Below are 22414 nucleotides of genomic sequence, written 5' to 3'. Positions count from 1 at the left end.
TTCTAGAACTTGGAGAAGCGCTTGATCAGCTGGTTTTCCATCTCGGTCCACGATTCCGCCTTATCCGTGAATGGGGCGGACGGGACGTAGCCTGCGGCCTCGGTGGAACCGAGCATGTAGGCCAGGTAGTCCTGGAAGCGCGGGTTGGCCAGCAGGAAGGAGTTGAGGGAGTCGTCCTTGGCCCAGTCGGCGGCGTCGGCAAGCAGCTCGTATGCCTTTGCCATCTGCTGGGTGTCCACGGTGTCGACCCCCTTCGCGATGTCCTGCGCAAGCCCGTTGAACGAGTAGGAGTTGTCCGGGTGGACCTCCACCTTCAGGTCGCCAGCGTTGGCGGCGTTGACCAAGTCCGGCCAGGTGGACAGGGAGGCCAGGTCGTGCTCGTCGTTCTGCAGGATCCAGCGGCCGAGGTGCTTCGTGGACGGGAACGTCATGATCTCGCCGTACTTGCCCATGAACACCGGGGCGGAGCCGAGGTAGGTGCGCAGGGTGTACACGCTCTTGCCCTGGATGGAGATCTTGACCGGGTCGATGCCGGCGTTGGCCCACACCGTGGCGTCGTAAGGGTCCGCCGCGGCGGCCTGCTCCTTCTCCGCCGCCTCCTCGCGCTCCTTGTTCGCGGCGCGCGTCGCCTGGGCGGACTCGATCGATGCAGTCGCATTATCGACGGCCGCAGCATCCAGCTCATCCGCCGACACCAAGCGCACAGCGCCATCGAGCGACTCCACGACCTCCTTCCAGTTGGCCAGGATGACGTGGCCGAGCCCGGTCCACTCGTCCATGCCGTTCTCGCCCGCGTAGTGGTCGGCGCCGCGCGCCACGTTGCCCAGCACCGAGTGCGAGGCGAAGAAGATCTGCGCGTGCTCCGCGCTGGCCACGTCGGCCAGCGAGCGCGCAATCTGCAGCACGCCGCCCAGCGACGAGACGTTGACGTGGCTCGGGCGCCCCGCCAAGTACTCGGGCGCGCCGATGATGTCGAACGTGTGCTTCTCGTCCGGCACGACGCGGTCGTCGCCCTGGCCGCTAAAGTGCGCCCACTTCGGGTGGTCCGTCAGGTCGTGCTCGGCGTGGGTATTGATGTACGCCAGCAGCTCGGCAGGTGAATTAAACACCAGGATGGACTGGTCGTCTCCGAGGAACGCCTGCCACTCGGAGCCGTGCTCCTTCCAGGTCGGGGCCCACAGGGTGTAGAAATCGCCCAGGGTCAGTGAAATCTTGACGGGGAGGATCGCGCGCGTGCTCATGAACGCAAACTTTACTAAAGGTCGCCGCGCGCGACGCACCCAACCCGCTACCCCTCCCGGCTACGCCGTCGGACGCCAGAAGCCGCGGAACGGCATGCCGATGTTCTCGGTGCGCACCGGATTGAGCTGGACGGGGTCGCCCGCCTCGATCATCATCCCGTCGCCGGCGTACATGGCGACGTGGCCGTCCCACACCACCAGGTCGCCCTCCTGCAGGTTCTCGTACGCCACTTGCTGGCCGACGGCCTGCTCCGCTGCGGTGCGCGGGATGTCCACGCCGGCCTGCCCGTACGCCCAGGAGGTGAGACCGGAGCAGTCGAAGCCGCCGGGCTGGCTGCCGCCCCAGGTGTACGGGGTGCCGATCTGCGACTTCGCCGCCTGCACCGCAGCGGACCCGGCCGTACTCGCAGGGCTTGCAGGGCTCACCGGCTTGCCGAGCTCCGGCGGGGTCGCCTCGCCCGCGGGGCCGGGTTCGCCGCCGCCCACGCTCGCCGCCACCGGCTGCGCCGCCGGGCGGGTTTCCGGCACCGGGGTGGCGGTGGGACGGATCGCGGCCAGGGGAGAGCGATCGACCAGCTCGCCGAGCGTGCGCTGCGCTTCCTGCGCGACCGGCGACGCCACCAGCGCCTCCCGGGCGTGCATCGCCAGCGTTGTCTGGTTCAGCCGGTCGGCGAGGCCGTCGAGGTCATTGCCCAGGGTTTCCAGGATCGCGCCAGCCTTGAGCAGGCCGGTGATCACCACGGGCGCGGCGGCGGAGAGCTGCGCGAGCGGACCGCCGACGGCAGCTGCGGCGGCAGCGGCGGACGCGTTGCGGACCATCGAGATGGCGGTGTCCACGAGCTCGCCCACCGCGGTGGCGACGAGCGTGGTGCCGGTGACGACCATGTCGCTGATCTCGTCGCGCTGCTCGGTCAGCGCGGTGACCGCGTCGCGGTAGCGCCCGGCATCCGCCCCGACGACGCTGGCGAGCGGGTCGAAGGCGGCGAACTGCGGGGTGGAAAACGGCGGGAGCGTCGGGAAGATCTCCGGGCAGGACGCGAAGATCTTCGTGGCCGCGTAAAGCGGGTCGATGCACGAGCCCCGCGCGGTATCGCGCACCGCGGTGAAGGTGGGATGTTGGGCGAACGCGGTCAGGGGCGATGGCGTTGCTGTGCTCATAGCGCGCCCTCCAGGGTGAGCCCCGTGGTCTCGTCCACGCAGTGGGCTGCCTGCAGCGTGAGGTCCATGTTGCCCGCGATCCGGCGGGCGGCCTCCTGCAGCTCTTCGGCCTTGCCGTTGGAGCAGCGGATGGCGCCAGCGGTGGCGCGGGCGAAGTTTGCGAGCGGGCCGGTGGCGGGGATGGGCAGTTCGGACAGGGGCGCAAGCGATGCTGCGTCGTTGCGCAGCGCATCGGTGTGGGAGCGGACATATGTGGTGTCGAGTTCAAATACGTTCATGCAGTATTAGACGCAGCGAAGGCGCCCCCGGTTCCATCGAGAGCCAAAAAACTTGCAAAATTTTTCCCGCGCCCGCTGGACCTCGTTGTTTCGCGGTCGTTTCGCGCCAGTGGGTTAGCATGGAGAGTCATGGACATCACCGTTGTGAATCATCCCCTTGCCGCCTCCCGCCTGACCATCATGCGCGACGAGCGCAGCAACAACGCAGCCTTCCGCGCGGCACTCGCGGACCTCGGCGCCATGCTGATCTACGAGGCCTCCCGTGACCTCGAGGTGGAAACCTTCGACACCGTCACCCCGGTGGATACCGCCCAGGGGTCCCGGTTGAAGACGCCGCCGATCATCGTCCCCATCATCCGCGCCGGCCTCGGCATGATCGATCCCGCGCTGTCCATGATCCCGGATGCGCAAGTCGGCTTCATCGGCATGGCCCGCAATGAGGAGACGCACGAGCCGGTGCCGTACCTGGAGGCGCTGCCGAACGACCTGTCCGGCCAGCCCGTCTTCCTCGTCGACCCGATGCTGGCCACGGGCGGCTCGCTCATCCACGCGATCGACCTGTTGGTTGACCGCGGGGCGGACGATATTACCTGTGTGTGCATGGTGAGTGCGCAGCCGGGCGTCGATAAGCTGCAAGCTCACGGCGGTCCCATCCGGCTCATCACCGCGGCGATCGACCCGAGCTTGAACGAGCAGGCGTACATCGTGCCCGGGCTTGGCGACGCCGGCGATCGCCTCTACGGGCCGCGCAATATTGACTTTTAGCTCTGCGCTGGGCGTGCGCGCGTAGACTGTCAGGCTAAACACACGCCACATCGAGAGAGCCGGAGGGACAATGGCAGACACGGCATCAATCGCGGCAGCCGTGGACACATGGGTCACGCAGCACCACGACGAGATCATCGAGTGGCGCCGACATCTGCACTCTCACCCCGAGCTTTCCAACGAAGAGGTCCAGACGACCAGGTTCATCCACGATGTCCTCGTCGCGCACGGGCTGCAGCCCGTCCCCTTCCCGGGCACCGGGCTGTACGTGGACATCGGACCGGAGGGCGGGGAGCGCCTTGCATTCCGCGCAGACATTGATGCCCTGAAGGTCACCGAGCAGACCGGCCTGTCGTTCGCCTCGACCGAGCCGGGGGTCTCCCACGCGTGTGGCCACGACGTCCACACCACCGTTGCGCTGGCGCTCGCATGTGCGCTTGCCAAAGCCCCCTTGCCCAACGGCGTACGCGTCATCTTCCAACCGGCCGAAGAGGTCATGGGCGGCGGCGCGCTCGACGTGATCAAATGGGGCGCGCTCGAAGGCGTGAGCACGATTTACGCGCTGCACACCGAGCCGAAGCTGCGGGTGGGGCAGGTCGGCGTGCGCGCCGGGGCGATCACGTCTGCCTCAGACGTGCTGAGCGTGCGGGTGGAGGGGCCGGGCGGCCACACCTCGCGCCCGCAGCTGACCACGGACGTGGTCTACGCCCTTGGCGCGCTGGTGACGCAGCTGCCGGCGCTGCTGTCGCGCCGCGTGGACCCGCGCACCGGCACCGTGCTGGTGTTCGGCCACGTGGAGGCCGGCGACGCCCCGAACGCGATCCCGAAGGTCGGGCTGTTGGACGGGACGATCCGCACCGCGGACATCACCACCTGGCGCGGGCTAGAGGACCTGCTCACGGACCTGATCGACCTGGTCGTCGCGCCGACCGGCTGCACCTACCACCTGGACTACGTGCGCGGCGTGCCGCCGGTGCTGAACGACGACGCCGCCACCGCCCTCGCGGCCGCCGCCGGCCGCGCCGTGGACCCGCACGGGATCGTCACCGCCCCGCAGTCCTCGGGCGGGGAGGACTTCTCCTGGTACCTCGAGCACGTCCCCGGCGCGATGGTCCGCCTCGGCGCGTGGAGCGGGAGCGGGGAACAGTACGACCTGCACCAGGGCAACCTGAACATTGACGAGCGCTCCATCGCTGTCGGCGTGCGCTTCTTCGGCTCCGTGGTGGAGCAGTACTTCAACGCATCGAAGCCTTAGGCGGGCCTGTACACTGGCGCACGAAAAATTCCGCTCGCATAAAAAAGGGGAGAGAAACTCGGTGTCGAAGAAGATCGTCATTGTTGGTGGAGGTCCGGCAGGGTACGAGGCCGCGCTGGTCGCGTCGAACTACGGCGCGGAGATCATCGTGGTGGAGGACCAGGGGGCTGGCGGATCGGCGATCCGGAAGGACGTGGTGCCGTCGAAAAGCTTCATTGCGGGCGCCAACATTAAGACGGACTTGCGCCGCGCCGACGACATGGGGCTCAACCACGGCCTGGGCGAGGCGCACCTGGCGCTGAGCGCGCTGAACAACCGCGTGGTGGCGCTGGCGGCCGAGCAGTCGCGCGACATCCGCGCCCAGCTGGACCGCGTGGGCGTGCGCTTTATCGACGGCCGCGCGCGCTTTACCGACGAGCAGAAGGGCCACACCACGCACAGCCTCGAAGTCGAGTGCGCCGACGGCACCACCGAGCACATCGACTGCGACATGGTGCTCGTCTGCACCGGCGCGAGCCCGCGCGTGCTCAAGGGCGCCGAGCCGGACGGGGAGCGCATCCTCAACTGGCGCCAGATGTACGACCTGATCGAGATGCCCACCCACCTCATCGTCGTCGGCTCCGGCGTCACCGGCGCGGAGTTCGTCTCCGCCTTCGCCGAGCTGGGCGTGAAGGTGACCATGGTGGCGTCGCGCAACCGCATCCTGCCGCACGACGACGCGGACGCCGCCGACGTGCTCGAGACCGTCCTGGGCAACCTCGGCGTGCAGCTGGAGAAGGACGCGCGCGTCGAGCGCGTGGAAAACACCGGCGACGGCGTGGTCGTCCACACCACCGACGGGCGCGCCATCGAAGGCTCGCACGTGATGATGTCCATCGGCTCCATCCCCAACACCGCCGACCTGAACCTGGAGGCCGCCGGCGTAGAGACCACCCCGTCGGGCCACATCCACGTCGACCGCGTCTCCCGCACCAACGTCTCCGGCATCTACGCTGCAGGCGACTGCTCCGACCTCATGCCGCTGGCATCCGTGGCTGCGCAGCAGGGCCGCATCGCCGTGGACCACGCGCTCGGCGAGGGCGTGACCCCCCTGCGCATCAAGACCGTGGGCAACGCTGTGTTCACCCGCCCCGAGATCGCCGCGGTGGGCGTGACCGAGCAGCAGATCAAGGACGGGGAGGTGGCCGCCGAGGTGTACAAGCTGCCCCTGGCCACCAACGCGCGCGCCAAGATGCGCTCCCTGCAGCACGGCTTTGTCAAGATCTTTGCCCGCAAGGGCTCCGGCCAGGTCATCGGCGGCGTGATCGTCGCCCCGACCGCCTCCGAGCTCATCCACTCGCTGACCATCGCGGTGGCCAACAACCTCACCGTCGCGCAGCTGGCCAACTCCATGGCGGTCTACCCGTCGCTGTCCGGCTCCGTGACGGAGGCGGCGCGCCGCCTGGTGAAGAAGTCCGACCTGGACTAAACGTCACAGCGCCGGGAACGCCCGCTGCGGGCAGGCGCGCCGCGGGCACGTCTCGCACCCCGGCCCGATCGGGGTGGCGGAGTCCGGCGACAGGTCGAGCCCGTCCGCGTAGACCATCCGGTCCGCGTGGGCGGCGTCGCACCCCAGCGCCACGGCGTTTTCCTTGCGCGGTTTCCCAAACTCCACCGCCGGGCCCTGCACCATCCGCGCCACCCACATGTACGTCCGCCCGTCGGGCATGACGGAGACCTGCCGGGTGACGCGGTTGGAGGTCTCAAACGCCCGGTGTACCACCCACAGCGGGCAGGTCCCACCGCGCTGGGAGAAGTGGAACGAGGTGGTGGACTGCCGCTTCGAGATGTTGCCAGCCCGGTCGGTGCGGATGAACACGAAGGGGATGGCGGTCGCGCCGGGCCGCTGCAGGGTGCCCAGCCGCTGGCAGGTGGACTCGAAGCCGGTGCCGAAGCGCGCGGAGATCACGTCCACGTCGTAGCGGGTTTCCTCCGCCGCCTCCAGGATGAGCGAATACGGCATGGTGGCGGCCGCGGCGAAGTACTGCGCCAGGCCGTGGCGCGCGAGTTGGCGGGCGCGGGGGTTGGCGATGGGGGAGGCGTGGGCGTCGAGAAGCTGCCCGTGCGCGATGCGTGCGTAGTGGTACGACAGCTCGAAGCACTGCTGGGCCTCGGAAAGGCCGGTGCGCAGGCGGATCTCGCGGGCGTCGGCGCTGGCGGCCGAGCGCTCGCCGCCGGTGTGCTGGTTGAAGCGGACGGTGTAGCCGAAGTCGCGGTCCAGCACGGCGGCGATGCGGGTGAGCCGCAGCTGGCGCGCGTGCAGCGGGGTGGCGAAGTCCTCGGCGGCCGTGTCCAGGTCGTGGAAGTAATTGTTGTGCTGCTGGAAGAAGTCGCGCACGACGATGTGCGGGTTGCTGGCGGCGCCGGCGAGCATCCCGGGAAGGTCTTTGATGCCCTGCGCAACGGCGGGGTAGCGTAGCGCGATTTCCGCGAGCTCCGACTCCGGCGCGCCGGGCAGCAGCTCCGCGAGTTCGCCGGCGACGCGCTGCTCGGCGTCGGGGGAGAAGAACGTCGCGTCCAGCCCAAAGACCTGCGTGAGCTGCAGGAGCACGGTGACGGTGAGGGGCCGCTGGTCGTTTTCCAGCTGGTTGAGGTAGCTGGTGGAGATGCCGAGCTTGCGCGCCATGTCCACCTGCGTGAGCCCCTCGTTGGCGCGCAGCGTGTGGATTCTTGCCCCCGCGTAGTGCTTGGTCATTGGGCCTCCCCGCCGCTTCGGTGCGTTGAACTGTGGTTTTACAAAGTTTACAAAAACCGCGCACCCGTGACACTCCTTTTCACACAGCAAAATATGTCGTGCGACACAATTGACCGCTTACTATGAGGTGCACTAAGTCGCTTATCGACGCCCACTCGCCCCCCACACCAGCCGAGGAGTTGCACACCGAATGATCAACCACGAAGTCCGCACCCGGAAGTCCGCCGAGGATTTCCCCATCGAGGAACACCTTGCCTACAAGGTGGCCAAGGTCGCCGCCGACCCGGTTGAGGTGCCGGAAGATACGCGCGAGATGATTATCAACCGCATCATCGACAACGCCTCCGTCGCCGTCGCCTCCTACGGCCGCCGCCCCGTCGCCACGGCGCGCGAGATGGCCCTGGCACACCCGGTCGCCGAGGGCGGCGCGCAGGTCTTCGGCGCGGACGGCGCCTACTCCGCCGAGTGGGCCGCCTTTGCCAACGGCACGGCCGTGCGCGAGCTGGACTTCCACGACACCTTCCTCGCCGCCGAGTATTCGCACCCGGGCGATAACATCCCACCGATCCTGGCCGTCGCCCAGCACAAGGGGCTCGACGGCAAGGCGCTTATCCGCGGCATCGCCACCGGCTACGAGATCCAGGTCAACCTGGTCAAGGGCATCTGCCTGCACGAGTGGAAGATCGACCACGTCGCGCACCTCGGGCCGTCGGTGGCGGCCGGCATCGGCACCATGCTGGACCTGGACGTGGACACCATCTACCAGGCCGTCGGCCAGGCGCTGCACACCACTACCGCCACCCGCCAGTCCCGCAAGGGCCTGATCTCCTCGTGGAAGGCGTCCGCCCCGGCATTCGCCGGCAAGATGGGCATCGAGGCAGTCGACCGCACCATGCGTGGCGAGGGCGCGCCGGCCCCGATCTGGGAGGGCGAGGACGGCTTTATCGCCTGGATGCTGCACTCCCCGGAGCGCACCTACACCGTCCCGCTGCCGGCCGACGGCGAGGCCAAGCGCGCCATCCTGGAGACCTACACCAAGGAGCACTCCGCCGAGTACCAGGCGCAGGCGCCGATCGACCTGGCGCGCCGCATGAAGCAGACCATCGCGGACGCCGGCAAGTCCACCGCCGACATCGAGTCCATCGTCCTGCACACCTCGCACCACACCCACTACGTCATCGGCACCGGCGCGAACGACCCGCAGAAGATGGACCCCACCGCATCCCGCGAAACCCTTGACCACTCGATCATGTACATGTTCGCCGTCGCGCTCGAGGACGGCACCTGGCACCACGTCAACTCCTACACCCCGGAGCGCGCCGGCCGCCCCGAGACCGTCGCACTGTGGCACAAAATCTCCACGGTGGAGGACAAGGAGTGGACCCGCCGCTACCACTCGCAGGACCCGAACGAGAAGGCCTTCGGCTCGCGCGCCGTGATCACCTTCGCCGACGGCACCGTCATCGAGGACGAGATGGCCGTCGCCGACGCCCACCCGTTCGGCGCCCGCCCCTTCGAGCGCGACAACTACATCCAGAAATTCCGCACCCTCGCCGAGGGCATCGTCGCCCCGGAGGAGCAGGACCGCTTCCTCGCCGCGGTGCAGGACCTGGAACACCTCACCGACCTGTCCGCGCTCAACATCGCGGTCAACGACGACGCGAAGGCGAGCGCCCCCGAGATCCCAGGAGGCATCTTCTAAATGTTTGCACCAGAGAAGACACCGCGTGAGCGTCGGCAAGCACTGCGCGACTCACTCACCTCGGAGACCATCACCAAGCTGCCGGGCGCGTTCAACCCGCTCACGGCGCGGCTGATCGAGGACATCGGCGCCTTCGAAGGCGTTTACGTCTCCGGCGCCGTGGTGGCCAACGACCTCGGCCTGCCCGACATCGGCCTGACCACCCTGTCCGAGGTAGCCAACCGCGGCGGCCAGATCGCCCGCGCCACCAACCTGCCAGTGCTTATCGACGCCGACACCGGCTTCGGCGAACCCATGTCCGCAGCCCGCACCGTCGCTGAATTCGAAGCCGCAGGACTCGCGGCGCTCCACCTGGAAGACCAGGTGAACCCGAAGCGCTGCGGCCACCTCGACGGCAAGGAGGTCGTGCCCCGCGACCTCATGGTGCGCCGCATCACCGCGGCGGTGCGCGAGCGGCAGGACGACAATTTTGTCATCTGCGCGCGCACCGACGCCGCCGGCATCGAAGGCATCGACGAGGCCATCGAGCGCGCGAAGGCGTACGCCGACGCGGGCGCGGACCTCATCTTCACCGAGGCGCTGTACTCGGAGGCAGACTTTGCCAAGTTCCGCGCCGCCGTGGACACCCCGCTGCTGGCCAACATGACGGAGTTTGGCAAGACCGAGCTGCTGTCCGCCGGCACGCTGGAAAACCTCGGCTACAACGCGGTGATCTGGCCGGTGACCACGTTCCGCATCGCCATGGGTCAGACCGAGGCGATGCTGCGCGACATCGCCGACACCGGCATCCAAACGCCGTGGCTGGACAAGATGCAGCACCGCTCGCGCCTCTACGAGCTCGTCCGCTACGACGAATACAACCAGTTCGACCAGTCCGTCTTCACCTACTCCAAGGACAGCTACTCGTCCACGTTCGAGTAGACCCCATCCCCATCCCCCCAAAGGAGCACATCATGTCTGATCAGGAAATTCGCAAGGGCCTCGCCGGCGTCGTCGCCGACTACACGGCCATCTCCAAAGTCAACCCGGAGACCAACTCGCTGCTGTACCAGGGCTACCCCGTGCAGGAGCTCGCCGAGAACTGCAGCTTCGAGGAAGTCGCGTACCTGCTGTGGCACGGCGAGCTGCCGGACGAGCAGGGCCGCGAGGAGTTCCGCAACGGCTGCATGGCCAACCGCGACATCGACGAGGACCTCATCCAGGTCATCAACTTCCTGCCCAAGGACTGCCACCCGATGGACGTGCTGCGCACTGCCGTGTCCTTCCTGGGCACCCGCGACGAGCACAAGTTCACGCCGGACGCGGACCACATCCGCAAGATCGGCACCCAGCTGCTGGCCAAGCTGCCCACCGTCGTGGCCACCGACATCCGCCGCCGCCAGGGCAAGGACTACCTCGCGCCGTCGCACGACAAGAGCTTTGCCGAGAACTTCCTCTGGATGGTCTTCGGCGACGAGGAGGGCTCGCCGGCCACGATTCCGTCCGACATCGAGGCCTTTGAGAAGTCGCTCATCCTGTACGCGGAGCACTCCTTCAACGCCTCCACCTTCACCGCCCGCACGGTGACCTCCACGCAGTCCGACGCGTGGTCCGCCATCACCGCGGCGATCGGCGCGCTCAAGGGGCCGCTGCACGGCGGCGCGAACGAGTTTGTCATGCACAACATGGTCGAGGTCGGCTCGCCGGACAACGCGGAGGCTTGGACGCTGAACAAGCTGAAAAACAAGGAGCTCGTCATGGGCTTCGGCCACCGCGTGTACAAGAAGGGCGACTCGCGCGTGCCCACGATGGAGGCCGCGTTTAAGAAGCTCGCCTCCGAGCACCCGGAGAAGGACTCCCAGAAGTGGGTGGACATCTACGACATCATGGAAAAGACGATGTACGAGAACACCTCCATCCACATCAAGCCCAACCTGGACTTCCCGTCGGGCCCGGCCTACTACATCCTGGGCTTTGACATCGAGTTTTTCACCCCGCTGTTCGTCATGGCCCGCATCACCGGCTGGATCGCCCACATCATCGAGCAGTACGCGAACAACTCGCTCATTCGCCCGCTGTCCGCCTACAACGGCCCGGAGGAGCGCCATCTCTAACAATTTGCTTATCGACGCCAGCCCGCCCCGTCGCACACAACGCGCTCGGCGGGCTGTTGCGCGCGCTGCCCGCCCCAAATGAGTTCATAAAATGTACATCTGGCGTCGTCGGACGCGGTAGAGTCGAGGTGCTCCGTTCGATATGCGAACCGTGCCTTGCACACAGCGAAAGGACAAAGTTCTCGTGGAACAACTCCCACTTAATGACCTCCCCGCCTTCAAGAAGATCCTCGTTGCCAACCGCGGCGAGATCGCGGTGCGCGCGTTCCGCGCAGCGTTTGAGACCGGTGCGAAAACCGTGGCGGTCTACCCGCGGGAGGACCGCAACTCCTTCCACCGCCCCTTTGCAAACGAGGCCGTGCAGATCGGCACCGAGGGCCAGCCCGTCAAGGCGTACCTGGACATAGACGAGATCATCCGCGCCGCCAAGGAAACCGGCGCGGACGCGATCTACCCGGGCTACGGCTTCCTCTCCGAGCGCGCCGACCTGGCCCGCGCCTGCGACGCCAACGGCATTAAGTTCATCGGCCCGTCCGCGGACACCCTGGACCTGACCGGCGACAAGTCCGCCGCCGTCCAGGCTGCCGAGCGCGCCGGGCTGCCCACGCTGAAGGACTCTGAGCCGTCCTCGGACGTCGCACAGCTTGCCGAGTACGCGAAGGAATTCCAGTTCCCCGTCTTCATCAAGGCCGTCGCGGGCGGCGGTGGGCGCGGCATGCGCTTCGTGGAAAAGCCAGAAGACCTGGAGGCGCTCGCCGCCGAGGCGTCGCGCGAGGCGGAGGCCGCCTTCGGTGACCCGAACGTCTACGTCGAGCGCGCCGTGATCAACCCGCAGCACATCGAGGTCCAGGTCATGGCGGACTCCTACGGCAACGTGGTCCACCTCTACGAGCGCGACTGCTCCCTGCAGCGCCGCCACCAGAAGGTCGTAGAAATCGCGCCTGCGCAGCACATCACCGAGGAGCAGCGCCAGCGCATCTGCGAGGACGCGGTGAAGTTCTGCAAGGAGATCAACTACGAGGGCGCCGGCACGGTCGAGTTCCTCGTGGACGAAAAGGGCAACCACGTCTTCATCGAGATGAACCCGCGCGTGCAGGTCGAACACACCGTGACCGAGGAGGTCACGGGCGTGGACATTGTGAAGAACCAGATGTACATCGCCGCCGGCGCCAAGCTGGAGGACGTCCACCTGGAGCAGGACCTCATCGAGGTCAATGGTGCCGCCCTGCAGTGCCGCATCACCACCGAGGACCCGAACAACGGCTTCCGCCCCGACTCCGGCACCGTCACCGGCTACCGCTCGCCGGGCGGCGCCGGCGTCCGCCTGGACGGCAGCGTGTCCGTCGGCACGGAGATCACCCCGAACTTCGACTCCCTGCTGGTGAAGATGACCTGCCGCGGCCGCAACTTCCAGGTCGCCGTGGACCGCGCTCTGCGCGCGCTCAACGAGTTCACCGTCAACGGCGTCTCCACCAACATTGGCTTCCTGCGCGTGCTGCTCTCCCAGGACGACTTCCAGCACGAGCGCATCAACACCGGCTACATCGCCGCGCACCCGTTCCTGCTCGAGGCCCCGCCGGCAGCTGACGACGCCGGCCGCATCCTCGACTACCTGGCCAACGTCACGGTGAACAAGCCGAACGGTCCGCGACCGACCACGATCCGGCCGTCGAAAAAGCTGCCCACCACCGAGTACTCCGACACGCCGCGCGGCTCCCGCGACGAGCTGCTCGAGCTCGGCCCGAAGAAGTGGGCAGAGAAGCTGCGCAACCAGACCGCGCTCGGCGTCACTGAGACGACGTTCCGCGACGCGCACCAGTCCCTGCTGGCCACCCGCATCCGTACGAACACGCTCGTCGCTGCGGCGAAGCACGTCGGCCACCTCACCCCGGAGCTGACCTCTGTGGAGGCGTGGGGCGGCGCGACCTACGACGTGGGCATGCGCTTCCTGCACGAATCCCCGTGGATGCGCCTGGACGAGCTGCGTGAGGCGATGCCGAACGTGAACATCCAGATGCTGCTGCGCGGCCGCAATACGGTCGGCTACACCCCGTACCCGGACTCGGTGACCAAGGCGTTCGTGCAGGAGGCGGCCACCTCCGGCATCGACATCTTCCGCATCTTTGACGCGCTCAACGACGTCTCCCAGATGCGCCCGGCGATCGAGGCGGTCCTGGAGACCAACACCACCGTCGCCGAGGTCGCGATGGCGTACTCGGGCAACCTCATGGACCCGAACGAGGACCTCTACACGCTGGACTACTACCTCAAGCTGGCAGAGCAGATTGTCGACGCCGGCGCCCACGTCCTGGCCATCAAGGACATGGCGGGCCTCATGCGCCCGGCCGCCGCCGCGAAGCTGGTATCCGCGCTGCGCGAGCGCTTCGACCTGCCGGTCCACGTGCACACCCACGACACCGCGGGCGGCCAACTGGCCACCTACCTCGCCGCCGCCAACGCCGGCGCCGACGTCGTCGACGTGGCGTCTGCGCCGCTGGCCGGCACGACCTCGCAGCCGTCGATGTCCGCGCTCGTCGCCGCGTTTGCCAACACGGAGCGCGACACCGGCATCTCCCTGCAGGCCGTCTCCGACATGGAGCCGTACTGGGAGGCCGTGCGCCAGGTCTACGCCCCGTTCGAGTCCGGCATCCCCGGCCCGACCGGCCGCGTGTACAAGCACGAGATCCCGGGCGGCCAGCTGTCCAACCTGCGCACGCAGGCGAACGCGCTGGGCCTGGGCGACCGCTTCGAGCTCATCGAGGACTACTACGCCGCGGTCAACGAGATCCTGGGCCGCCCGACCAAGGTCACCCCGTCCTCCAAGGTCGTCGGCGACCTCGCGCTGCACCTCGTGGGCGCGGGCGTGGACCCGAAGGACTTCGCGGAGAACCCGCGCAAGTACGACATCCCGGAGTCCGTCATCGGCTTCCTGCAGGGCGAGCTCGGTACGCCCCCGGGCGGCTGGCCGCTGCTTCGCGACGCCGCCCTGGCCGACCGCAGCCCCGTCGACCACACCGTCGAGGTCCCTGCTGAGCTCGAGGGCGACTTGGCGTCCGACGACCACGACGTCCGCCGCGTGGCCCTGGACAAGCTGCTGTTCCCGAAGCAGTACGCCGAGTTCCAGGAGCACCGCCGCACCTACGGCGTGACCGACCAGCTGTCGGACCGCACCTTCTTCTACGGCCTCGTCGAGGGCGAGGAGACCATGATCTGGTACGGCGAGATCGACGAGCAGCGCCCGCCGCTGTCCGTGCGCCTGGACGCCATCGGCGAGCCGGACGAGAAGGGCATGCGCCAGGTCATCCTCACCGTCAACGGCCAGGTCCGCCCGATGCTGGTGCGCGACGAGCACGCCGAGTCCACGGTCGCGGAGGCCGAGAAGGCGGACGCCTCGAACCCGGGCCACGTCGCCGCGCCGTTCGCGGGCGTGGTCAACATCACCGCCAAGGTCGGCGACGAGGTCAAGGCCGGCGACCAGGTCGCCACCATCGAGGCCATGAAGATGGAGGCCGGCATCTCCGCCACCCAGGACGGCACGATCGAGCGCCTCGCGTTCTCGCAGCCGACCAAGGTTGAGGGCGGCGACCTGGTTGTCGTCATCTCCTCAAAGTAAGTTTTGCCCACCTGAGCAGTTGGGTACAATTGCTCGGGTGAGAATGCTTCCCGTGCCGATGGGCCGCAGCGTCGCGACAGCGGCTGCGGCCCTTTTCCTGGCTGCGCCCGTGGCGGGGGCGGTGACGGTGGGGCAGGGGGACGCTGTCGTCGTGAATGGCTCCGAGTGCACCGTCGGCTTCAACGGCGAGCGCGAAAGCTTCACCGCCGCGCACTGCGGCACCAGCGGCAACAGGGTGCGCAAAGTGCTTGACGACGGCACGTGGTCCCCCGCAATCGGCACCCTCGATACCTCGCCGCGCAGCGAGGAGACGACCAACGACTGGGCCCGCATCCGGTGGGACGCGGGCGTCGAGCTCGGGCCGAACGAGTACACCGGCGACGCGCAGGTCCCGCTGGACGACATTCGGCGCGGCGAAACCGTCTGCTACTACGGCTGGGCCACCGGCGCCGCGACCTGCGGTACCTACTACGCGCGGGTGGGCAACTCGTTCCTCGTGGACGTCGAGCCCGGTGCCCCGGGCGACTCCGGCGGGCCGATGTGGATTCCGGGGCGCGGCTTCGTCGGCGTGCACTCGGCGTCGCTCGAAGGGCGCGACAACCTGACGGGGCGCACGAAAGCGTTCACGCTCGGCGCGACGACGGCCGACGGCGGGCCGATCCGCGACGCGATCATCGACGTGTTCGTCAGCTACTTCAGCGACGACGCGCAGGCGGGCGCGCCGAAACCGCCGCCGCCCGAGCCGGCGGGCAGCAGTGATTCCTGGTTGCGCGCGGTGTTCAGCGGCGCGTTGCAGCTGCTCCTCGCCGTCCTATCCCTGATCTTCAACGGCTAGTCGGGCGGTCGGCCCTGGGCGGGGCCGCCGACGGGGACGCGGTGCGGGGTGTAGCTCCGGCCGGTGAACCTGGGCGAGCTGTTGTTCGGCCCGACCCAGGCGATGCGGCCGTCGATGCGGGTCATGCGGCCGCGGCCCGGCTGGCCGTTGACGGCGTTGTGGTGCGGGCAAAGCCAGCACATGTTCGCCGGGGTGGTCTCGCCGCCCTGGATGTATTCGGTGAGGTGGTGGGCCTGGCACCCGCTGATTGGCGTGTTGCAGTCGGGCCAGCAGCAGGTCGGGGAATCCGCCTCGAGCGCGAGCCGCTGCACTGGCGAGGCCAGGCGCATGCGGTGCGTGTTAATGGGGCCGAGGTGCCCGGAGGCGAGGGTGATGTAGCCGTCGGGGAGGATGTGCCGGTCGAGCACCTGGCTGGTGGTCATGCGGATCCCGGTGTTGGTCACCACGACCGGCTCGGTGTCCGGCTGGTCGTCGGTGCCAGCGAGGATGTGGTCGATCTGGTTGTCGGTGACAATGAGGTGGACGGCCGCCGGGGCCTGGGACAGCGAGCGGTTGTTCACCAGCCAATCGATCGCGTCGATCGTCGCGCCGTGCTCGTCGCGCGTCTCCAGGGTGGTGATGACGTCCTGCATCGCGTTTGATGACGCCGTGAACGTCACGCTGATCTTGTCGTGCGCCGTGCTGCGCCGGATGGTGGCGCCGTCCTTGGGAACGCGGGGCGCGAGGAACTTCTTGCGCAGCGTGGCGGCGCGCTTGGTCAGCGTCGCGGTGTCGCCGCGGGTGGCGCAGAGCTGCTCGGTGTAGTCCCAGCGGTCGGTGGGGTCCGCGATGGCGCGGCCCGTGCGCACGATCATGTCGAGCGTTTCGACGCAGTGGCTGTTGCGCCGCGCGGCGTCGCGGGCGCGCTGCTGATAGCGGGAGTGCGTGGTGGGCGCGAAAAATTTCGACGCCAGCTGGCACAGCGTCTCGGCGTAGTCGTCGGCCGCGCCGAGGCCGGTCAGCGCTTCGGCGGAGTAGCCGGCGTCGTAGACGTGCTCGAGCGCCGCGATACCCCCGGATTTGAAGGCGAAAAAGGCCTTCAGTTGTGCTTCCCCCATGCGCACGACGCTAACCCACGCGCACGGACCCCGCAACCGGAACTCTAGAGGTCGAGGGCCATGACGTTGTCGAGGCCCTTGACGTTGTCAAAGCCGAACTGCTCGTAGCGGTGGCGCGCCCGCGGATTGTCCGGGTCGACCCAGAGGGCGAGGCGCTCGGCGCCCTGCTCGCGCCCCAGCTGCACGGCCTGCTCGAGGAGGAGCGCGCCGAGGCGCTGCCCGGCGAAGCGGCCCTCGATCGCGATGGCCAGCTCGGGGATGTCGGGGCCGAGGTTGGCGTGGCCCTTGGACGGGTCGTCCCAGTAGCGGAACCAGAGGCCGCCGGCGGGGGTGTGGAACTCGTCGGTGGCGATGATGCCGCCGTCGGAATCCGGGTCCCAGCCGTAGACGTAGTCGTCGACGCCGGAGACGATGCTGTCGCGGTGCTGCTCGTGCATCGGCGCGTCCTCGTCGCCGAACACCTCGGTGAGGTAGTTCAAGCGCTGGAGGTAGGTGCGATCGGCTTCGACGGCGCGTCGGAATTCAAATGTCATGCGCCCCACGATAGCAACTCGGAGCAGGGACGCTGCTGGTTGTAGGATCTGCCGTATGCGTAACCGAGTCGCCGTCGCCCTCACCGCCACGATCGCCGCCACCGCCGCCGTGGCCCCGCCCGCGCACGCGGCGACCGCGGTGGCGCAGGGCGCGCAGATCGTCGTCGCCGACAGTTCCAGCTGCGCCGTCGCGTTCAACGACCACGCCGAGCACATCAGCTACACTTCCGCGCACTGCGGCCTTTCGGGGGACAGGGTGAGGGTCAAGCTTGTCGACGGCACGCTCACCCCAGAAATCGGCACCCTGTACCCCTCCTCGCGCTGGGGCGACAGCGTCACGGGCAACGACTGGGCGGCGATCCGCTGGGACGACGGGGTGCGCCTTGCGGGGAATGGGAGGAGTGGGGACGAGGTGGCGTCGATAAGCGAGATGCGTCCGGGGCAGCAAGTGTGCACCTATGGCGCGGCCTCGCGGCGCGTGATCTGCGGGAAGTACGCGGGGAGCGTGAACAATAACGTGTACTTCGACGGCGAGACGGGGCAGCACGGCGATTCGGGCGGGCCGGTGTGGGTGCCCGGGCGCGGGTTCCTCGGCGTGTATTCGGGGGTGAGCGTGATTGAGTCGAAGAGCGAGGGGGAGCACCAGCTGTCGCGCGCGTCGGCGGCGAAGAACGGCGGGCCGGTCGAGTCGGCCGACGAGATCGCGCTGATCTCGAAGTACTACAGCGTGCAGCAGCCGACGGCGCACAAGGCGGAGCTGCCCGACGACGCGCTCAGCGGCGCCGCCGCGGGCTCCGCCAAGCGCATCGAGGGCAGCACCGGTTTGGAAGAGGGCACGCTGCCGGTGATCGCGATCATCGTCGTCGGCGTGCTCGCGGCATCCGCGCCGGTCATCGGGCAGATCCTGCAGACCGTGGTGGAGTGGAAGGGCGAGGGGATCCTCGGGTAGGCCGCTACTTCAGCTCCATCAGCACGGCGGCCTTGTTCACCTGGGCGCCTTCCTCGGCGGCGAGGCCGGTGACGGTCCCGGCCTTGTGGGCCTTGACCGGGTTCTCCATCTTCATGGCCTCGAGGACCAGGAGGACGTCGCCCTCCTCCACGGCGTCTCCCTCGGTGACGTTGAGCTTGATCACGGTGCCCTGCATCGGGGAGGCCACGGCGTCGCCGGAGACGGCCGCCTTGGACCCGCCGGAGCGGCGTTTCTTCGGCTTCTTGCGCTGGGCGCCGCCGAAGACGAGGGAGGCGGGGAGCGCGACTTCGATGCGGCGGCCGTTGACCTCGACGGCGAACGTGCGCGTCTCGGCGCTCTCGGCGTCGTCGGTGGTGTCGTCGCTGGTGAGCTCGTTGACCCACTCCTCCTCGATCCAGCGCGTGTACACGTCGAAGGAGTCCTCGGCGCCCACGAACGCTGGGTCGTTCACAATCGCCTTGTGGAAGGGGATGACGGTGGGGAAGCCGGTGACCACGTACTCGTCGAGGGCGCGGCGGGCGCGCTGCAGCGCCTCGGTGCGGTCCTCGCCGTAGACGATGAGTTTGGCCAGCATGGAGTCGAACTGCCCGCCGATGACGGAGCCCGCGCGCACGCCGGAGTCGACGCGCACGCCCGGGCCGGCCGGCTCGGAGTACTCGGCGACCGTGCCCGGGGCGGGCATGAAGTTGGCCGTGGCGTCCTCGCCGTTGATGCGGAACTCGAAGGCATGGCCGCGCGGGGTCGGGTCCTCGGTGAAGCGCAGCTGCTCGCCACGCGCGATGCGGAACTGCTCGCGCACCAGGTCCACGCCGGTGGTGGCCTCGGTGACCGGGTGCTCCACCTGCAGGCGCGTGTTGACCTCCAGGAACGAGATCAGCCCGTCGGAGCCGACGAGGTACTCCACGGTGCCGGCGCCGTAGTAGCCCGCCTCCCGGCAGATGGCCTTGGCCGAGGAGTGGATGCGCTCGCGCTGCTCTTCGGTGAGGAACGGCGCGGGCGCCTCCTCCACGAGCTTCTGAAAGCGGCGCTGCAGGGAGCAGTCGCGCGTGCCCATCACGACGACGTTGCCGTGCATATCCGCCAGCACCTGGGCCTCGACGTGGCGGGCCTTGTCCAGGTAGCGCTCGACGAAGCACTCGCCGCGGCCGAACGCGGCCGTCGCCTCGCGGGTGGCGGACTCGAACAGCTCCGGGATCTCCTCGCGGGTGTACGCCACCTTCATGCCGCGGCCGCCGCCGCCGAACGCTGCCTTGATGGCCACCGGCAGCCCGTGCTGGTCCGCGAACGCTACGACTTCGTCCGCGTCCGCGACCGGGTCCGTGGTGCCCGGCGCCATGGGGGCGTTGGCCGCCTCGGCGATGTGGCGGGCAGTGACTTTGTCACCCAGCGCGGCGATGGACTCCGGCGACGGGCCGATCCAGGTCAGCCCCGCGTCGATCACGCGGCGGGCAAACTCGGCGTTCTCGGACAGGAAGCCGTAGCCGGGGTGGATGGCGTCCGCGCCGGCCTTCGCGGCGGCGTCGAGGATCTTGTCCATGTCCAGGTAGGACTCTGCGGCGGTGGCGCCGCCGAGGGAGAAGGCTTCGTCGGCAAGCGCTGCGAACGGCGCGTCCCGGTCCGGGTCAGCGTACACGGCGACGGAGGCGATGCCCGCGTCTTTCGCGGCGCGGATCACGCGCACGGCGATTTCGCCGCGGTTGGCCACCAGGACTTTGGTGACTGGGTTCTGGCTGGTGCTCGGTTCAGTACGCACGAAAATCCCGTCTTTCTCGCAATCGATTAGTGTTGCCAAACTATATCGGTTTTCGGTGCCCAATGTTACAACCCGGAGGTCGCGGGGCGGAAGTTCCGCGCCCGAGCGCAAGATTCTAGGAGGCGCCGGAGCCCTGCTCCACCGGCACGCGCACCATGTTGCCCCACTCGGCCCAGGAGCCGTCGTACAGCGAGATGTTTTCAAAGCCGAGGATGTGGTTGAGCACGTACCAGGTGTGCGCGCTGCTCTCGCCGAGCTGGCAGTAGACCACGGTGCGGGCCTTCGGGTCGAAGTCCTCGTAGATCGCGGCGATGTTCGGTAGGTCCTTGAACAGGGCGTTCGGGAACAGGGAGCGGCCCCACGTCACGTTGACCGCGCCCGGGATGTGGCCGTGGCGTAGCGTGCTCGGGGACTTGCCAGGGGCGCGGTCCGCGGTCGGGTCCTCGGCGGTGCCGTCGTATTGGTCGGCCGGGCGGGCGTCGATAAGCTGCGCGGGCGTCTCCGCGAGCAAATCGGCGGCGAAGGTGCGGTACGGCGCGTCGTTGCGCTCGACCACGGGGTAGTCGGAGGCCGGGAACTCCGGCACGGCGAAGGAGGTGTCGCGCTCCTCGCCCATCCAGGCGTCGCGGCCGCCGTCGAGCAGGCGCACGTCCGGGTGGCCGAACAGCTCGAAGACCCAGGCGGTGTAGGCAGCCCACCAGTTGGACTTGTCGCCGTAGACCACGATTGTGTCGTCGCGGGTAATGCCGCGCTCGCTCATCAGCTTGGCAAATGCCTCGCCGTCAATGAAATCGCGCGTGACCGGGTCGTTGAGGTCGCGGTGCCAGTCAATGCGCACCGCGCCCGGGATGTGCCCGATGTCGTAGAGGTAAGCGTCCTCGTCGCTCTCCACGACGCGCAGCCCCGGCTTGCCCAGTCGCGCGGAAAGCCACGCGGCGGAGACGAACTTCTCGGGGTGCGCGAAGTCCTTGAATTTCGGGTTGTCGTCGAGCTCAATGCTCATAGTGGTTCCCCTTCGGTGCATGCTTATCGACGCTTCTTCGCCTCGATTTCACCGCTCACCCTACCGCGTGCCGTGCACCGCCGGAGCAAAACGGCGGATTGGACGCCCGTTTGAACTGGTCGCTGCGCTGCGCGCACCCAGCCAGTTGTGAAGTTGCACACCTCACGCCCGCTCGCGCGGTGGAACCGCAGCGCTGGCCTTAAAATTCCATGGGTAACACCTGCTCGGCAGCGCCTGCCACCGAGACTCTTGCCAACCAGGCCTACAGAAAGGGCATCCCGTGCACAAAGCAATCGTCGTCTTCGAGGTCGAGGGCGGATCTGACAAGCAGTTCAACGGCCACCGGAAAGACACCATGCCCATCGTCGACGCGATCAAGGCGGTCGGCTGGCACGCCGAGGTCGTCTTCTACCGCCCCGAGTGGTCGGAGAAGCTGTTCGAGTACGTCACCGAGCGCTTCGACGCCTACATTTCGCGCGTCAACCCCGGCAACATCCCGGGCGGGGAGAAAGGGTACTTCGAGCTGCTGACCAAGCTTGCCGACGCCGGCCTGGTCGGCATGTCCACCCCGGCCGAAATGATGGCGTACGGGGCGAAGGACGCGCTAGTCAAGCTCAACCAGACCGACCTCGTGCCCGCCGACACGGCCGCCTACTACGACGTCGCTTCTTTCCACGACACGTTCCCGACCTCCCTGTCCTACGGCGAGCGCGTGCTCAAGCAGAACCGCGGCTCCACCGGCTCCGGCATCTGGCGCGTCCGCCTGGCTGACAGGGCGCAGGCCGAGGCGCTGGAGCCGGGCACCGCCCTGCCGCTGGACACCAAGCTCAAGTGCACCGAGGCGGTGGACAACCACACCGAGGAGCGCGAGCTGGGCGAGTTTATGGACTTCTGCGACCAGTACATCATCGGCGACAACGGCATGCTCGTGGACATGCGCTTCATGCCGCGCATCACCGAGGGCGAGATCCGCATCCTGCTCGTCGGCCCGCATCCCGTCTTCGTGGTGCACAAAAAGCCGGCAGCCGGCGGCGATGCGTTCTCCGCGACCCTGTTCTCGGGCGCGACGTACACCTACCAGAAGCCGGAGGAGTGGCAGGAGCTGGTGGACATGTTCGCCGCGGCCCGCCCGGTGATAGCGGAGAAGCTCGGCGGCGACAACATTCCGCTGATCTGGACCGCGGACTTCATGCTTGCCGACGACGACGAGACCGGCCAGGACACCTACGTCCTCGGCGAGATCAACTGCTCCTGCGTCGGCTTCACCTCCGAGCTGGATATGGGCATCCAGGAGCTGGTGGCCAAGGAAGCCATCGGCCGCGTGGAGGCGAAGTTCGCCTGACGCGTTTCCGGTACATTGCAGAAAAGGTAATGCTTTAATGCA

Annotated in this window: 18 protein-coding genes; 10 read left to right on the top strand and 8 right to left on the bottom strand. The window is 68.0% G+C overall.

Annotated elements, in window-relative coordinates:
* Positions 1–2 precede the first annotated feature (2 nt).
* From FPP74_RS00235 to FPP74_RS00225, 3 genes are read right to left on the bottom strand one after another with little or no spacing between them, the layout of a single operon-like run.
* Positions 3–1241, bottom strand: a complete 1239-nt coding sequence (locus FPP74_RS00235) for a hypothetical protein (protein ID WP_144716756.1) — start codon at positions 1239–1241, stop codon at positions 3–5.
* 60 nt (positions 1242–1301) lie between these two features.
* Positions 1302–2399, bottom strand: coding sequence for a C40 family peptidase (locus tag FPP74_RS00230; protein WP_255456016.1), 1098 nt, complete (start codon positions 2397–2399; stop codon positions 1302–1304).
* On the bottom strand, positions 2396–2677 hold the full coding sequence (locus tag FPP74_RS00225) for a hypothetical protein (RefSeq protein ID WP_095546116.1): 282 nt from the start codon (positions 2675–2677) through the stop codon (positions 2396–2398). The genes FPP74_RS00230 and FPP74_RS00225 overlap by 4 nt, the downstream gene beginning before the upstream one ends.
* Before the next feature lie 129 nt (positions 2678–2806).
* Here FPP74_RS00225 and upp point away from each other — a divergent pair, with 129 nt between their 5' ends.
* From upp to FPP74_RS00210, 3 genes are all read left to right on the top strand, one after another.
* A complete protein-coding gene (upp, locus tag FPP74_RS00220; protein ID WP_144716755.1) occupies positions 2807–3442 on the top strand; it encodes a uracil phosphoribosyltransferase in 636 nt (211 codons plus the stop codon).
* Positions 3443–3512: 70 nt separating this feature from the next.
* On the top strand, positions 3513–4697 hold the full coding sequence (locus tag FPP74_RS00215) for an amidohydrolase (RefSeq protein ID WP_144716754.1): 1185 nt from the start codon (positions 3513–3515) through the stop codon (positions 4695–4697).
* 61 nt (positions 4698–4758) lie between these two features.
* Positions 4759–6165, top strand: a complete 1407-nt coding sequence (locus tag FPP74_RS00210) for an NAD(P)H-quinone dehydrogenase (RefSeq protein ID WP_095546114.1) — start codon at positions 4759–4761, stop codon at positions 6163–6165.
* A 3-nt stretch (positions 6166–6168) separates the two neighbouring features.
* On the opposite strand, the gene FPP74_RS00205 is transcribed toward FPP74_RS00210, so the two are convergent.
* A complete protein-coding gene (locus FPP74_RS00205; RefSeq protein WP_144716753.1) occupies positions 6169–7431 on the bottom strand; it encodes a short-chain fatty acyl-CoA regulator family protein in 1263 nt (420 codons plus the stop codon).
* 190 nt (positions 7432–7621) lie between these two features.
* Between FPP74_RS00205 and prpD the strand changes: the two genes are divergently transcribed.
* The 5 genes from prpD to FPP74_RS00180 all read left to right on the top strand — a co-directional run bounded on the left by prpD (position 7622) and on the right by FPP74_RS00180 (position 15674).
* Positions 7622–9133 (top strand): 2-methylcitrate dehydratase PrpD, encoded by a 1512-nt coding sequence (gene prpD, locus FPP74_RS00200; RefSeq protein WP_144716752.1) that lies wholly within the window; start codon positions 7622–7624, stop codon positions 9131–9133.
* Positions 9134–10054 (top strand): methylisocitrate lyase, encoded by a 921-nt coding sequence (gene prpB, locus FPP74_RS00195; RefSeq protein WP_095547572.1) that lies wholly within the window; start codon positions 9134–9136, stop codon positions 10052–10054.
* 32 nt (positions 10055–10086) lie between these two features.
* Positions 10087–11226 carry a bifunctional 2-methylcitrate synthase/citrate synthase gene (locus FPP74_RS00190; protein WP_144716751.1) on the top strand — a complete coding sequence of 380 codons (1140 nt, stop codon included), beginning with the start codon at positions 10087–10089 and terminating at the stop codon, positions 11224–11226.
* Positions 11227–11410: 184 nt separating this feature from the next.
* Entirely contained in the window at positions 11411–14839 is a 3429-nt protein-coding gene (locus tag FPP74_RS00185) for a pyruvate carboxylase (protein WP_255456015.1), read from the top strand.
* A 37-nt stretch (positions 14840–14876) separates the two neighbouring features.
* On the top strand, positions 14877–15674 hold the full coding sequence (locus FPP74_RS00180; RefSeq protein WP_144716749.1) for a S1 family peptidase: 798 nt from the start codon (positions 14877–14879) through the stop codon (positions 15672–15674).
* Here the strand turns inward: FPP74_RS00180 and FPP74_RS00175 are convergent.
* Positions 15671–16771, bottom strand: coding sequence for an HNH endonuclease signature motif containing protein (locus FPP74_RS00175; protein WP_144716748.1), 1101 nt, complete (start codon positions 16769–16771; stop codon positions 15671–15673). The genes FPP74_RS00180 and FPP74_RS00175 overlap by 4 nt on opposite strands.
* Before the next feature lie 44 nt (positions 16772–16815).
* The gene (locus tag FPP74_RS00170) at positions 16816–17304 is read right to left on the bottom strand and encodes a GNAT family N-acetyltransferase (protein WP_144716747.1); all 489 of its coding nucleotides are present in this window, start codon (positions 17302–17304) and stop codon (positions 16816–16818) included.
* Positions 17305–17359: 55 nt separating this feature from the next.
* On the opposite strand from FPP74_RS00170, the gene FPP74_RS00165 reads away from it, so the two are divergent.
* Positions 17360–18253 carry a S1 family peptidase gene (locus tag FPP74_RS00165; protein ID WP_144716746.1) on the top strand — a complete coding sequence of 298 codons (894 nt, stop codon included), beginning with the start codon at positions 17360–17362 and terminating at the stop codon, positions 18251–18253.
* A gap of 4 nt (positions 18254–18257) precedes the next feature.
* Here FPP74_RS00165 and FPP74_RS00160 read toward each other — a convergent pair whose 3' ends face one another.
* Together FPP74_RS00160 and FPP74_RS00155 are read right to left on the bottom strand one after the other, a co-directional pair.
* Positions 18258–20027 (bottom strand): acetyl/propionyl/methylcrotonyl-CoA carboxylase subunit alpha, encoded by a 1770-nt coding sequence (locus FPP74_RS00160; RefSeq protein WP_144716745.1) that lies wholly within the window; start codon positions 20025–20027, stop codon positions 18258–18260.
* A 115-nt stretch (positions 20028–20142) separates the two neighbouring features.
* Positions 20143–21030 (bottom strand): sulfurtransferase, encoded by an 888-nt coding sequence (locus FPP74_RS00155; protein ID WP_095537167.1) that lies wholly within the window; start codon positions 21028–21030, stop codon positions 20143–20145.
* Between the two features lie 280 nt (positions 21031–21310).
* Between FPP74_RS00155 and FPP74_RS00150 the strand changes: the two genes are divergently transcribed.
* Complete coding sequence (locus FPP74_RS00150; RefSeq protein WP_144716744.1) at positions 21311–22372, top strand: Cj0069 family protein; 1062 nt, start codon at positions 21311–21313, stop codon at positions 22370–22372.
* Positions 22373–22414 lie beyond the last annotated feature (42 nt).

The sequence above is a fragment of the Corynebacterium sp. NML180780 genome (genome assembly GCF_007786415.1).
In the GTDB taxonomy this organism is placed as follows: Bacteria; Actinomycetota; Actinomycetes; order Mycobacteriales; family Mycobacteriaceae; genus Corynebacterium; species Corynebacterium gottingense.
This window is presented reverse-complemented; position numbering and strand designations above follow the sequence as displayed.